The sequence below is a fragment of the Paraburkholderia gardini genome (assembly GCF_907164545.1).
GTDB classification, from domain to species: domain Bacteria; phylum Pseudomonadota; class Gammaproteobacteria; order Burkholderiales; family Burkholderiaceae; genus Paraburkholderia; species Paraburkholderia gardini.
Window position 1 is genome coordinate 168,913 of record NZ_CAJQZB010000003.1, and the last position, 12,652, is coordinate 181,564.

11 protein-coding genes and 3 pseudogenes are annotated in these 12,652 nt (G+C 62.2%); 8 read left to right on the plus strand and 6 right to left on the minus strand.

Translation table 11 applies throughout. The features are described 5' to 3' along the window. Window positions 1-238 precede the first annotated feature (238 nt). Window positions 239-1,273 carry an AraC family transcriptional regulator gene (locus LPA37_RS04285; RefSeq protein WP_229011696.1) on the minus strand — a complete coding sequence of 345 codons (1,035 nt, stop codon included), beginning with the start codon at window positions 1,271-1,273 and terminating at the stop codon, window positions 239-241. 108 nt (window positions 1,274-1,381) lie between these two features. On the opposite strand from LPA37_RS04285, the gene LPA37_RS04290 reads away from it, so the two are divergent. Both LPA37_RS04290 and LPA37_RS04295 read left to right on the plus strand, forming a co-directional pair. Then, window positions 1,382-2,422, plus strand: coding sequence for an alpha/beta fold hydrolase (locus LPA37_RS04290; RefSeq protein ID WP_229011699.1), 1,041 nt, complete (start codon window positions 1,382-1,384; stop codon window positions 2,420-2,422). Between the two features lie 211 nt (window positions 2,423-2,633). Beyond that, window positions 2,634-3,935, plus strand: a complete 1,302-nt coding sequence (locus LPA37_RS04295; protein ID WP_229011702.1) for an MFS transporter — start codon at window positions 2,634-2,636, stop codon at window positions 3,933-3,935. Window positions 3,936-3,968: 33 nt separating this feature from the next. On the opposite strand, the pseudogene LPA37_RS27960 reads toward LPA37_RS04295, so the two are convergent. Then, a pseudogene (locus LPA37_RS27960) lies at window positions 3,969-4,286 on the minus strand (DDE-type integrase/transposase/recombinase); the annotation flags it as partial. 6 nt (window positions 4,287-4,292) lie between these two features. On the opposite strand from LPA37_RS27960, the gene LPA37_RS04305 reads away from it, so the two are divergent. The 5 genes and pseudogenes from LPA37_RS04305 to LPA37_RS04325 all read left to right on the plus strand — a co-directional run. Further along, window positions 4,293-4,589, plus strand: coding sequence for a hypothetical protein (locus LPA37_RS04305; protein ID WP_229011705.1), 297 nt, complete (start codon window positions 4,293-4,295; stop codon window positions 4,587-4,589). A gap of 96 nt (window positions 4,590-4,685) precedes the next feature. Next, entirely contained in the window at window positions 4,686-5,849 is a 1,164-nt protein-coding gene (locus LPA37_RS04310; protein WP_229011754.1) for a porin, read from the plus strand. 32 nt (window positions 5,850-5,881) lie between these two features. Beyond that, a complete protein-coding gene (locus tag LPA37_RS04315) occupies window positions 5,882-6,253 on the plus strand; it encodes a BON domain-containing protein (protein WP_229011707.1) in 372 nt (123 codons plus the stop codon). A 61-nt stretch (window positions 6,254-6,314) separates the two neighbouring features. After that, a pseudogene (locus LPA37_RS04320) lies at window positions 6,315-6,720 on the plus strand (4Fe-4S dicluster domain-containing protein); the annotation flags it as partial. 64 nt (window positions 6,721-6,784) lie between these two features. Continuing rightward, window positions 6,785-7,098: pseudogene (locus LPA37_RS04325) on the plus strand (thiolase family protein); the annotation flags it as partial. Window positions 7,099-7,277: 179 nt separating this feature from the next. Here the strand turns inward: LPA37_RS04325 and LPA37_RS04330 are convergent. The 3 genes from LPA37_RS04330 to LPA37_RS04340 form a co-directional block, all read right to left on the minus strand. Further along, window positions 7,278-8,096 carry a siderophore-interacting protein gene (locus LPA37_RS04330; RefSeq protein ID WP_229011713.1) on the minus strand — a complete coding sequence of 273 codons (819 nt, stop codon included), beginning with the start codon at window positions 8,094-8,096 and terminating at the stop codon, window positions 7,278-7,280. Window positions 8,097-8,134: 38 nt separating this feature from the next. Next, the gene (locus tag LPA37_RS04335; RefSeq protein ID WP_229011715.1) at window positions 8,135-8,845 is read right to left on the minus strand and encodes a PadR family transcriptional regulator; all 711 of its coding nucleotides are present in this window, start codon (window positions 8,843-8,845) and stop codon (window positions 8,135-8,137) included. Window positions 8,846-9,006: 161 nt separating this feature from the next. Continuing rightward, window positions 9,007-9,921: a glutaminase gene (locus tag LPA37_RS04340; RefSeq protein ID WP_229011717.1), complete on the minus strand. Its 915-nt coding sequence runs from the start codon at window positions 9,919-9,921 to the stop codon at window positions 9,007-9,009. 135 nt (window positions 9,922-10,056) lie between these two features. Here LPA37_RS04340 and LPA37_RS04345 point away from each other — a divergent pair, with 135 nt between their 5' ends. Beyond that, window positions 10,057-10,809 carry an AraC family transcriptional regulator gene (locus LPA37_RS04345; protein ID WP_229011720.1) on the plus strand — a complete coding sequence of 251 codons (753 nt, stop codon included), beginning with the start codon at window positions 10,057-10,059 and terminating at the stop codon, window positions 10,807-10,809. 66 nt (window positions 10,810-10,875) lie between these two features. Here the strand turns inward: LPA37_RS04345 and LPA37_RS04350 are convergent, their stop codons facing one another. Further along, window positions 10,876-12,381: a DHA2 family efflux MFS transporter permease subunit gene (locus LPA37_RS04350; RefSeq protein WP_267478092.1), complete on the minus strand. Its 1,506-nt coding sequence runs from the start codon at window positions 12,379-12,381 to the stop codon at window positions 10,876-10,878. Between the last annotated feature and the right edge of the window lie 271 nt (window positions 12,382-12,652).

Below are 12,652 nucleotides of genomic sequence, written 5' to 3' on the forward strand. Positions count from 1 at the left end.
CCGCGGTGCTATTGATTCAGCGCGACAATTTCGTTGCATATTGGGACGCGAGGCCAGAGCCCATCGCTGGAAAGCCGATAGCGACAACGCTCCCGTGCAGTCCGGGTGGTACAGCCGGCAATCGCGGAAGCAGGCGGGGATCTGTAACGTCAGGAATGTGCAGGGTGCGGCCGGCTCAGGCCGCGTGGCTAGCCGGGATGACGAAGGGACGCCTCGAACGTCCTCGAATCTGCCTTTCCTACTTACGCGAGGTGGATCCGGCGGTCGCCTTGCGCTCCAGGTAATGGGCAACCCAATCCGAGGGTGTCTTGCCAAACTCGCCGCGGAACCAGCGAGAAAGTTCACAGGCGGAGGAAAAGCCGAGTAGTTCGGCGACTTCATACAACTTGCGCTCGCTGTTGGTCAGATACTCCTCGGCGAGTTCAGCCCGTACCGCATTGATGATCGTTGTGACACTCTCGCCCTCGGCCGCCAGGTGCCGGTTAAGGGTGCGTCGATGCATGCCAAGATGCTGGGCGACCTGATCGACCGAACACAGTCCTGCTGGCAGCAGCATCCTGACGATCTGGCGCGTCCGCTGCGTCGGCCCGTCGCGCAGGCCCACCAGTTGCATGTCCAGCCATCGTTTCATCTCGCTTTTCAGCGCCGGGTCTGCCGCAGGGATGGGCATGTCCAGGTCGCGGCTGCGGCAAACGATGGCATTGCATTCCTGTGAAAACTCGATCGCTGTTCCCAGCACGCGGCGGTGCACTTCAAGGCTGGCGGGCCGCGCGTGGGTGAAACTGATCTTTGCCGGCCGGAAGGTGTCGTGGGCCAGCGCTCTCAACGTCCGCAATGCAACACCGGTCGTCTGTTCGATAGCCTGGCGCCAGACGCCATGCCCCTGCATATTCACAGCGACATGCAGCAGCGCGACGTCGCCCGCATCGTCAAGCCGGAATTGCACACCGGCGTTGTGCAGACGCATATAGCGGGCGAAAAATTGCACTGCTGCGCGCAGCGTTGGCTCTTCCCGAATCGCCAGGGCCAGCATCCCCAGATTGGCCAGACTTCTGGTTTCCGCGAGCAACAGGCCAAAGGCCTCCTGACCGGACAGGCGCGCCGACTCCTCCAGCAGCCACCCCACCGAATCGACACTGATCATCATGTTCGGATCGTCGAGGACCGTGGCCGGCAACCTGGCCATCCGCAGCATGCGGAGCGGATCGAGCCCCGCTGAACGGGCCACGTGTTCATAGTCGGTAAGGCTGGCACTTCGCGTCAGGGTATGCACGGACGTCACCTGTCCCAATTAATCAAGCTTATGTCCTGCTAAGTATAGTAGGGAACTCACGTCAGAGCTACCTTGGAGGCCGGGAACTTCAACAGACGGATATAGACAATGGACACCAGCGCCGCAACGTACATCGGTCAACCTCGCGCCGCAACCGGGCAGGTGGATGCCGACGACCCCGCCGCATTCAACCACTGCTTTGCCGAAGTCAACGGCATTCGCATGCACTACATCGACGAGGGTGAGGGCCCGCTCGTCATTCTGCTGCATGGCTTTCCGTACCTCTGGTACATGTGGCGCCGCCAGATCGGGGCATTGGCCGCGGCCGGCTTTCGGGTCGTCGTCCCCGATCAGCGGGGATTTGGGCAAACCGGCCGGCCAGATTCCATTGAAGCCTACGACATGAGCCAGGCCGTCGGCGACATGGTTGGCCTGATGGCGGCCCTGGGTGAAACCTCCGCGGTGATCGTCGGACACGACCTCGGCGCATGGGTATCTCAGGCGGCGGCCATGCTGAGGCCGGATCTGTTCCGCGGCCTCGTGATGCTCAATACCCCGGTGCCACCGCGTGGAAAGGTCCAGCCGACCATCGGCTTGCAGGAAATGGCGAAAGGCAGGGTGTACCACCACCTGTACTTCCAGCAGATCGACAAACCGGATCGCGAGTTCGCCAGTGATCCGCGCAAGACATTGCGCAGCATTTACTACTCGGTCTCCGGCAGCGCCGTCGGCGCCGAACGCTGGCGCCTGTTCGTCGAAGCCGGCGAGCCCCTTCTCAACGCGTTCACTGAGCCGAAGGAGTTCCCGTCCTGGTTGAGCGCGCGGGCGATCGACTACTACGTTGATGAATACACGCGCACGGGATTTACCGGCGCCATTAACTACTATCGCTGTCGCGACCGGAACTGGGAAATCACAGCGTTTCTGGACGGCGCGGTGGTTCGCCAGCCGAGCCTGTTCATCGGTGGCGATGCCGACCCTTCGATCGAACCGGTCGAAATCCGCGGTATCTACGACCGCCTCGACACCTGGCTGCCCGGACTGCAGAAGAAGGTGCTGCTACCCGGCGTGGGCCATGCCGCGGCGGAAGAAAGTGTTGATCAGGTAAACGAACTGCTCCTGGAATTTCTCGAGCAGTTCAAGCGCTAGCGTCCAGGTTGTCCGGCTGCGATGCCTGTATCCGGGCGTCCAGCGACATGGCTGCTTGCGCACAGGGCAGGTTTCACTATCCCTGAGCGCAAGCAGCGTGAATGAGCGGCAGTGGGGAAGCCAGACACACACCGCCGCGCGCCGCAGAACTGAAAAAAAGAAAGCTGCGCACAGATGGTATTAGCAGCAGCAAATATCAGGAGACAGAATTATGGCAGTGAATATGCAGGAAACAGCGTGCGGTGACGGTGAGCGGCCGCAGGCCATTCGCGGCTATGCATGCGTCATTTTTGCGCTGACATTCGGACTGCTCTTGTCCGACTATATGTCGCGGCAAGTGCTCAACGCAGTCTTTCCGCAAATCAAGGCGGAGTGGGGACTGTCCGACACCCAGCTCGGCGCGCTCAGCGGCATTGTCTCGCTGGCTGTTGGCGTCCTGGCGTTCCCCATTTCACTTGCCGCCGACCGGTGGGGTCGCGTACGAAGCGTAACGGTCATGGCGGCGATCTGGAGCATCGCGACCTTGCTGTGCGGCCTGTCGCACAACTACTTCACGTTGCTGTCGGCGCGCTTTCTGGTCGGTGTCGGCGAAGCCGCTTACGCCAGTGTTGGCCTGGCCATTCTCATCAGTATGTTTCCGCCCCGCCATACGTCTGCGGTGGCTGGCGCATTCTTTGCGGGCGGCATGGTCGGGTCGGTAATGGGGATCGGGCTTGGCGGTTCACTGGCAAGCCATTTCGGTTGGCGGACTGCGTTCGTTGGCATGGCAGTCTTTGGCATCGCGCTGACCCTGCTCTATATGATGGTTGCCAGTTCGGCGCGGATCGAAGGGGAGAAAAGCCAGTCAACCGGCATCAGGAAAATTGAGCCGCGGGCGACCGTTCACATCGGGCAGGTGCTGAAAGACCTGTTCTCCTCGCCGGTGTTGATCTGCGTCTATTTCGGCAGTGGGCTGCAGCTCTTCATCAGCGGTGGCCTGCTTGCCTGGCTGCCGAGTTTCCTGAATCGGGTCTATGACATGCCACTGAGCAAGGCGGGGGGCATAGCCGCCATCTTTGTCCTTTGCGGCGCATTTGGAATGCCCCTGTGCGGCGCGCTGTCCGATCGCCTGGGCCGTGATTCTCCGCGACGGAAGATAATCCTGGCGATCATCTATAACCTGACCTGTGGAGCTTTGCTGTTCGCGGCATTTCAGTTTCCCGTCGGCACAATTCAACTCGCTATCATCGCATTGGCAATGTTCTTTAGCGCGGGGATTCTCGGTTCGGCCGGTGCGATGGTTGCGAATCTGACGCCCAAGGCGATTCACAGTACAGCCATGGCAACGCTCGCTCTCGCCTTCAACGTTCTTGGGCTGGCGCCAGGTTCCGTTGTGACGGGAATATTGGCAGACCGGCTGGGCCTGGGAGCCGCCTTGCAACTATTGCCACTCGCTGGCATCGCGTCCGCCGTCGCCTTGTTTATTGGCTTGCGCTATTTGCGGGGCGCGCAATGTCATAGTGAAAATAGCTGAAGTGACCGACGCTTTCACATAAATATGGATACCTTATCGATCGAACAGGACAGCATTCCAGATGGCGGGCGCAGCGGTGTCCTCTAGCGCGAGAGCGGAGTGACCGGGGTGACCCTTGCGAATGCGATGTGCCAACCCGATGCCTGAAATCGTGGTCGCGGCATTCCTGACCCGTTTGCATCCGGTCGTCACATTCGTTCACGTCTTGATGTTTCGATGATCCTGTCCGATCAGTTTGTTCAGGTACTTTGAGGAGCGGACCTTCGCGTATGCAGGCAGCAGACCATTGGTTCTTATTTCGCGCAACGCCCGGTACGAGGCGGCATACCCATCCAGCGTGGTTGTCTCCGGCGGTGAATGGATCATCGATCCACACCGAAAACGCAGGGTGTCTGCGCCCCCGGCATCGCAAGCGCGGTCTGCATCGCCGCGCCGCACCCGAAGTGGGACGGACAGTCAGTGTTCCTGATTGTGAAGGAACTGGGCAGCACTCTCACCACGGCCGGACTGCTCGCCTTCTTTAACGGCCAGATTGCGAAGTGGTGGAAGCCAGACCCGATGGTCTTCGTCGAATCGCGCCCACCCGGCGCGACCGGCAAGGTCACCGGGCACCAGTTGTGCGAGCAGTACGGGGATTACTACCTGTCGGTCTGACGCACCGACGCCGCCCCAACACAGTTTTATTCAGGCAATAACCCACAAGCGCCGCGGGTAAATCGGCGCCCCAAAACCGAAGGAGACAAAATGAAAATGAAGTTCAGGTTGAAGTCGAAGTTGAAGTTGAGCAGCCCTGCTGCGCTGGTGCTGTTCGCCACCGCTGCCCATGCCCAATCGTCGGTCACGCTTTACGGCGTACTCGACAGTGGATTTCTATATCAAAGCACCTCGGCTGCATCCTTTCAGCCACATGCGCCGAATCTCGGGCATGTCTATCAGCTCAAGGACGGCGGGATCTATTCCAGCTACTGGGGCATGAAGGGAAGTGAAGACATCGGCGCCGGCTACAAGATTACCTTCAAGCTGCAGGGTGTATTCAACACCACGACCGGCAAGCTTGGTCTCGGCGACACGCCGGGCTCGACTGCGCTCTTCAACCAGTTCGCGACGGTCGGTGCATCCACGCCGTTCGGCACGTTCGACGCCGGCCGGCAGATCATTCCGATGATCTACGCGATGTCGGAAACCGATGTCCGTGGTGCACAGTACTTCGGCAGTATCCTGACTGCGTGGCTTGGTGTGAATCAGGCGGCCGGATGGCCCGGCACCAGTACGAACGCCCCGATCGGCGCGCTGTATGACAGCAACGCGCTCGTCTACAACTCGCCGAAATTCCATGGTGCATCGCTCGCGCTCGAGTACGCGCCAGGCGGGGTCGCTGGCCAGTTCCAGGGGGGCACGCGCGAGTCGGCCGTACTCAAGTATTCGAACTACGGGCTGAATCTTGCCGCCGTGTACTACAACGGGCACGACACCAATCCGTTCCCGATCAACTATCCGACGGGGCCGGCGGTGCCCGCGACAGGTCTGGCCAACAATCGCTTCTATTATTTTGGTGCGATGTACACGATCGCCGGATTTTCAGTATCCGGCTCGTATGGTGTCGGCAAGAATCCGGCGAATCCCGGTACCGCGGACTTTGAAATGGCGTCAGGCGGCCTCGGCTACCAGTTCAACCCGGCCTTCAAGGTCACGTCGGGCTACTACTACCTGAAGGACCGGAACCATTCGGCAAATCACTCAAGCGAAGTCGCTGTGGGTGCCGAATACACCCTGTCCAAGAGGACGAAGACGTACGCACAGGTCGGGTATGTCAACAACGATGGCACCATGAACCAGACGGTCGTCTATGGCGCCCCCGTCGCCCCGGGCAAGTCCACCACGGCGGCCATGATCGGCCTTCGTCATACCTTCTGATTCCGAACCCCAACGCGCAACCGGAGCGATCTATGAAAAGCATTCAGGCATTCAGGCTGGCAGTTGGAGTCGTAGTCGTTGCAACGTCTTTGACCGCGTGGTCCCAGACGAGCGAGCCGGCCAGTGCGCCGGGCGCATCGGCAATGGCTGCCTCGGCGATGCCGGCCACAGGAAGAAAGGCGAATCGTGCCCTGCGCCGCCAGGTCTATAACGCCATCTCGAAGAACAAGGACATCAATGCCGGCAATATCGGTGTCACCGCGAAAGACGGCGCGATAACCCTGACCGGTTCGGTCACGGACGCTTCCCAGGTGGGCAGGGTCGCGGAAATCGCGAAGGGCGTTCCCGGAGTAACGTCGGTCACCAGCAAGCTGACCGTGCAAAAACCATTTGGCGGCATGTAAGCTGCCGCAGCCGGAACGGCAGTGCGGCGGGGCCGACGAATGAGTCGGTCCCGCCGCACTCAACGTGCCGTGGACGCTGCATCATCAGCATCCGGATCACGAGATCCTCAAGTCCGCTTCGCAATGCAAGCCGATCACGTAGCCGAAGCCGGATGACAAGCTGACCTTCGACAGGCTCTCGTCGGTGTTCATTTCGAACACGGATCACGAGCAGAACCAGCCGGCGCACTTGACGCTGAAAGATCCGTCAGTGCCAGTCAACGTGAACTGACAGACCTATGCGGGTCCGGTCGCGCTGCTGCCCCGCGGCCGTATGTGAGTTCGTCAAGAACGACGACGGCAGCGAGCGTCTCGTGATCAATGCGCAGAACTGCGTGCATTGCAAGACCGGCGATATCAAGGACCTGACACAGAACATCGTGTGGATGACACCTGAGGACAGCGGTGATCCGAATTGCCCAAATATGAAAGTCGATAAGCGGGGCATCAAAAACGATGTTTGCATGCACCATCTAAGTCAAGGAGTGTGACGTGCAAAGAGAAGTCGTTATTGTGAGTGGTGTACGCACCGCCATTGGGAAGTTCGGCGGAAGCCTGAAAGACGTGCCGCCGACGGAGTTCGCTGCCTGTAGTGCGAGAGGTGCTGGCACGTGCCGGGATTGCCGGCGATCAGGCAGGCCAATATCTCCGCCGCGCAAGCCATTCTGCTGGGTGACGCCGACGTTGCCCCAGGTGGCGGTGCAGAAAACATGAGCCGTGCGCCCTACATCACTCCCGACACACGCTTTGGCGTGCGGATGGGCAATGCGCATCTGATCGACATGATGCCAGGCGTACTGAACGATCACCATGAAGACCATGATGATGGTGAACTGGGTCAACGCCAGAAGTCACAGCAGGCGCGTTCACGGGCTGGAGCTAAGACATCCATTGATGACGTCCTGGTTTTTATTCATGTAGCTGTGATGGCCGGTGGCGACGGGCGTCGTCACCGGTTTCCATGGATGATCCGCGGCGTGGATCGTCAGTCATCGATCGCTTCGTGGACGGCCACCGCGCCGCGCTTCCAGTAACTGGCTGCACGGATGCGCGATCTGTCGACACCGCATTCAGTCGTGAGGTGCTGGCGCACCGCGCGGATTGCCGCCGATTCGCCGGCTGCCCACACATAGCCTTCGCCTTCCGGCAGGAACGTCTCGCGCACGGTGTCCAGCAGCGTGCTTTCGCGATCGTCCGCATCGTCCGGATAGCACCACACGGTGTACAGATCGGCCTGCGTCGCGAACTCGATGCGTGCCGACGGATCGCGCACTTCCAGCACGGCCGCGACACGTGTGCCGGCCGGCAACTCTTCCAGCCGGCGGCTGATCGCCGGCAACGCGGTTTCGTCGCCGATCAGCAGATGCCAGTCGAAGCCCTGCGGGATCACAAACGAACCGCGCGGCCCGCCGACGCCGAGATACTGGCCGACGCGCGCCGCGCGCGCCCAGTCCGAAGCCGGCCCGACCGTGTGAATCACGAAGTCGATGACAAGCTCGCCCGCTTCGCGATCGAAGCGGCGCGGCGTGTAGTCACGCGCGACCGGACGCGGCTGGCCCTCGGGAAATACGGGGCCATCCGGGCCCACGACCGGAAGCACGGGCTTGTCCTCGCCGGGCGCGGGGAAGAACACCTTGATGTGGTCGTCGAACGATGCCGACGTGAAATCGCCCAGGTCTTCGCCGGTTAGCGTGATGCGCACGAGATGCGGCGTCAGCGGTTCGACGCGCGCCACCTGAAGCAGACGGAATTTCAGCGGATGGCGCACGCGCACCACCGCCAGATCGGTACCTGTATTCAGCATGAGAGGTTTTCCATTTAGATGAGGTTCCGGCGCGGCGCTCAAGGCGCGCTGCCGGTTTTACCTTCGATTTCGGCCGTGGCGCGCGCGAGGATCGCGGCGATGCGGCGCTGTTCGTCGGGCGCTGCACTGGTGCGCAGCACCAGTGCGGTTTTCAGCGCGCGCCGCGCCGCGACCAGTTCGGGCACCCAGCCGCCTTCGCTCGGGTCGGCGGGTTCCTCGCCGGCAAACGCGCGGCGCACCGAATCCATCTTGCGTCCGATATGCGTGAGCTTCGCGAGCATCAGGTCGACGCGTTCGCGATTGTCCCCGAGGTACTGCTGGCCGCTTTCCGACAGCGCGTAACGCTTGCGGTTGCCTTCGACTTCGACGGTGACGTGACCGACTTCTTCAAGATAGGTGAGCGCCGGATACACCATGCCGGGGCTCGGCGAGTAAAAGCCGTTCGAGCGCGCGTCCAGTGCGCGGATGAGTTCGTAGCCGTGGCTCGGCCGTTCCGCGAGCAGCGCGAGCAGAAGCAGTTGCAGATCGTCGGACGTGAAGCGGCGGCCGCGCGGAAAGCCGTCGCCTTCACCGCCGAAGCCGCCAGGGCCGCCGCCGAACGGCCCACCCCCGAACGGGCCGCCGCCGCGCCGGTGATGCTGACGTCCGATCGCGTGCCAGAGCGCATGCAGCGATTGCCATGAAAAGCGCTCGGCGCAGGCCTGGCGGTCGTGCCAGGATGAATGATCGTGATGAGGGTGGTGACGCATGGTCGGGGCTCCGTTTGTCGTAAAACATATCTTAAGATATATATCGAAAGACATAGTGTCAAGGCGAATCTGTCGAAAAGGATGTGACGACGCCTTGCGCAGCCCGATCGCGGGAAAGAGCGGGGGATATCCGCCGCGACCAGATCTGGCGCGGCGTCAGGTCAGAAAATGGACTGTTCGGTGAACGTGGTGAGCCATTCCAGCGCGAGCGTGCCGGCGAGCGAATTACCGTTCGCGTCGAGCCCCGGCGACCAGACGCATACCGCCATTTCGCCGGGCAGCACCGCGACGATGCCGCCACCGACGCCGCTTTTGGCCGGCAGTCCGACGCGGTAGACGAAATCGCCGGCGGCGTCATAGGTGCCGCAGGTTAGCATCAGGGCGGAGAGCCGTTTGGCCGAACTGGCGTCGACGACGTGTTCGCCGGTCGAAGGCACCAGGCCGCGGTTGGCGAGAAATAGCGCCGCGCGCGCCAGTTCGACGCAGCTCATCGAAATCGCGCACTGACGGGTGTATGCGTCGACCACGAGGTCGGGCGGCATCGTCAGATTGCCGAAGCTCGCCATGAAATGCGCCATCGCGCGATTGCGGTGAGCGTGCTGCAGCTCCGATTGCGCGACCGCTGAGTCGTAGCCGATTGCGCGCTCGCCCGAAAGGCGCCGGATGAATTCCACCAGCGCCGTCTCCGCCTTCACGAACCGCCGGCACAGGACGTCGGTGACGACCAGCGCGCCGGCATTGATAAACGGGTTGCGCGGCTTGCCCTGATCGGCCTCCAGCTGCACGAGCGAGTTGAACGCCGTGCCCGACGGCTCGCGGCCGACGCGCTGCCAGAGGTCGTCGCCGAGCAGCTGGAACGCGAGCGTGCAGGCGAACAGCTTCGAGATACTCTGGATCGAAAAGCGCGTGTCGGCTTCGCCGGTGCGAAACACTTCGCCGGTCGTGCGGACGATCGCCATGCCGAAGCGCTCAGCGGAAATATTCGCCAGTTCGGGGATGTAACTGGCGACGCGCCCCTTTCCCAGCCAGGGCTTGAGATCGCGATGAATCTGGTCGAGGATGCCGGAATAGTTCATGGGTGAGCACGCTTGAAAGTCGCGATTCTAGCGGTAACCCGGGGCTGGCGGCGCGTCGGCGGAAATGCTGCGCGCCTTCGTCTGGCATGCTAGATTTGCTCCGTTTTATCGATCGGCAGGGCAAAACGGACAACCATGAACGATGTGATCGATCCGGAACCGGTTGGCGGCGCTGTCTTCGTGATGGCGGAGCGGTGTCTGGCCGGCGCGGGCATCTGGCACACGGGCGCGCGGGCGCGACTCGTCGGAGCGCGTGATCGGGTGCTCACGGTGCGCACGGAAGCCGGCATGTGGGTCGCGCCGCCGAAGTGCGCGGTGTGGGTGCCGGCCGGCGTGCTGCATCGCGTGTCGTGCGCGAAGGACGCCGCGCTGCGCACGCTGTACGTCGACGGCGATGCGGCGCCGGCTCCTGAACATTGCTGCGTGGTGAGCGTCGATCCGCTGACCGACGCGCTGCTGACGGCCGCCAGCGCATTCGGCGCCGATTATCCGCCCGAAGGGCCGCAGGCCCGCATCGTGAGCGTCATTCTCGACCAGTTGCCGCTGCTCGCGCCCGTGCCGCTCGCGCTGAACTGGCCGAGGGACCTGCGGGCCCAGCATATCGCCGACGCATTGCTTGCCAACCCCGCATGCCCCGACGTCCTCGACGATCTCGCCGAGGCCGCCAGCGTGACCGCGCGCACGGCGGCGCGTCTTTTCTCGAAGGAGACGGGGCAGACGTTCGGCCAGTGGCGCCAGCAGTTGCGCCTGCTCTGCGCGCTGGCGCGGCTCGGTTACGGCGCGAGCGTCACACAGGTGGCGCTGGAGGTGGGATATAACGACGTGTCGTCGTTTATCGCGGTGTTCCGGCAGGCGCTGGGTGAAACGCCCGCGCGGTATTTCCGCTGAGCGCCGCCGCGTGACGCATGACGCATGGCCGTGGCCTGCTGAAACACACAGATCTTGAGCGCCGCGTCAATGCGCGCCCGACGCGCCTCCACCGCCGCCTTTGCCCGGCCGCGTGATCCAGATGAGCGGAATGATCAGGATGAAAATGATCGCCGAGATAAAGAAGATGTCGTTGAGCCCCATCATCGCGGCCTGCGTATTCACCTGAAAATCGAACAGCGCATGCGCCGATTGCGTATCCAGATGCAGCAGCGACTGCGTCGAATCGATCTGCTGGTTGAAGAGGGGATTATTGATGCTGGCGCGCTCGGTCAGCCGTTCGTGATGGAGCACCGTGCGGTTATTCCAGGTGTTGGTCGCAATCGATGTCCCGACCGCGCCGCAGAACACCCGCACGAAATTCGACAGCCCTGCGGCCGCCGGTATTTTATGGGGCGGCTGCCCGGCGAGGATGATCGCCGTGAGCGGCACGAAGAACATCGCCATCGGAATGCCCTGCAGCAGCGTCGGAAGCACGAGATGCCAGGTGTCGATCTCGATCACATACTTCGAGCGCATATAAAAGACGATCGCGAAGCCGACAAACGCGAGCGTCGCGATAATGCGCGCGTCCGAGCGTGGCAGCACCCGCCCCATCACGGGCGCGAGAATCACCGCGAAGATGCCGAGCGGCGCGGTCACGAGGCCGGCATCGACGGAGCGGTAGTTCAGATACTCCTGCATCCATTGCGGCAGCAGCACGAGATTGCCGAAGAACACGCCGTAGGCGACCGAAATCGCAATCGTCCCGCCGAGAAAATTGCGCTGTTTGAAAAGACGCAGATCCACGATCGGGTTTTCCCCGGTCAATTCCCACACGAGAAAGAGCGCGAAGCAGATCACCGCCGTAAGGCCGAGCACGACGATAAACGGTGACGAAAACCAGTCCAGATCCTTGCCCTTGTCGAGCATGATCTGGAGCGAGGCGACCCAGGCGACCAGCAGCCCAAGGCCGACGACATCGATCGGCAGCTTGCGGGTGGGGCTTTCGCGATGACGGTAGATCATCCACGTCACGCCCGCCGCGAAAATGCCGACCGGAATATTGATGTAGAAAATCCACGCCCACGAATAGCTGTCGGTGATCCAGCCGCCGAGGGCAGGACCCGCAATCGGGCCGACGGTCGCGGTCATCGCCCAGAGCGACAGCGCCGTCGATGATTTTTCCTTCGGCCACGAGCTCAGCAGGATCGCCTGCGAGAGCGGAATCAGCGGCCCGGCGACGGCGCCCTGCAGCACCCGTGCGCAGAGCAGGATGGGCAGCGTCGGCGCGATCCCGCATAGCCACGACGATAACGAGAACATCAGGATCGCGCCCACGAACAGCTTGATCTGGCCGAGACGCTGCGTGAGCCAGCCGGTCAGCGGAATCGACACGGCGTTGGCCGCGGCAAAGACGGTAATGACCCACGTGCCTTCATCGACGGATACGCCGAGGTTGCCCGAGATGGTCGGAATCGCCACGTTGGCGATCGACGAGTCGAGCACATTCATGAACGTGGCGAGTGCGACGGCAAATGTCGCGAGCGCCAGCTGGGCGCCATGAAGCGGCGCGGGCGCGGCGGGTTGCCCTGGTGGGCCTGACGGACGAGGCCCGGCCGGCCCGGCGGTAGTGCCGGGCGAACCGGATGAACCCGGCGGGGCAGGAGGCTGACTCAAGCGATTCTCCAATCCAGTCCAGTGAACGCTTCCATGCGACGCATGGAGCAGCAATAGAAAAAGGCGTGAAAAGGATACCTGCAATCGGGAGCCCATGTGGCGCGCGCGGACACTGGCGCATCCGGAACAGGGCGCCTGTTTCAGT

What these genes read in the sequence shown, in the direction of transcription:
- LPA37_RS04305 (WP_229011705.1), top strand. Translation starts at nt 4,293, where the DNA reads ATGGATCATCGATCCACACCGAAAACGCAGGGTGTCTGCGCCCCCGGC.
- LPA37_RS04340 (WP_229011717.1), bottom strand. Translation starts at nt 9,921, where the DNA reads ATGAACTATTCCGGCATCCTCGACCAGATTCATCGCGATCTCAAGCCC.
- LPA37_RS04335 (WP_229011715.1), bottom strand. Translation starts at nt 8,845, where the DNA reads ATGCGTCACCACCCTCATCACGATCATTCATCCTGGCACGACCGCCAG.
- LPA37_RS04290 (WP_229011699.1), top strand. Translation starts at nt 1,382, where the DNA reads ATGGACACCAGCGCCGCAACGTACATCGGTCAACCTCGCGCCGCAACC.
- LPA37_RS04310 (WP_229011754.1), top strand. Translation starts at nt 4,686, where the DNA reads ATGAAGTTCAGGTTGAAGTCGAAGTTGAAGTTGAGCAGCCCTGCTGCG.
- LPA37_RS04345 (WP_229011720.1), top strand. Translation starts at nt 10,057, where the DNA reads ATGAACGATGTGATCGATCCGGAACCGGTTGGCGGCGCTGTCTTCGTG.
- LPA37_RS04330 (WP_229011713.1), bottom strand. Translation starts at nt 8,096, where the DNA reads ATGCTGAATACAGGTACCGATCTGGCGGTGGTGCGCGTGCGCCATCCG.
- LPA37_RS04315 (WP_229011707.1), top strand. Translation starts at nt 5,882, where the DNA reads ATGAAAAGCATTCAGGCATTCAGGCTGGCAGTTGGAGTCGTAGTCGTT.
- LPA37_RS04295 (WP_229011702.1), top strand. Translation starts at nt 2,634, where the DNA reads ATGGCAGTGAATATGCAGGAAACAGCGTGCGGTGACGGTGAGCGGCCG.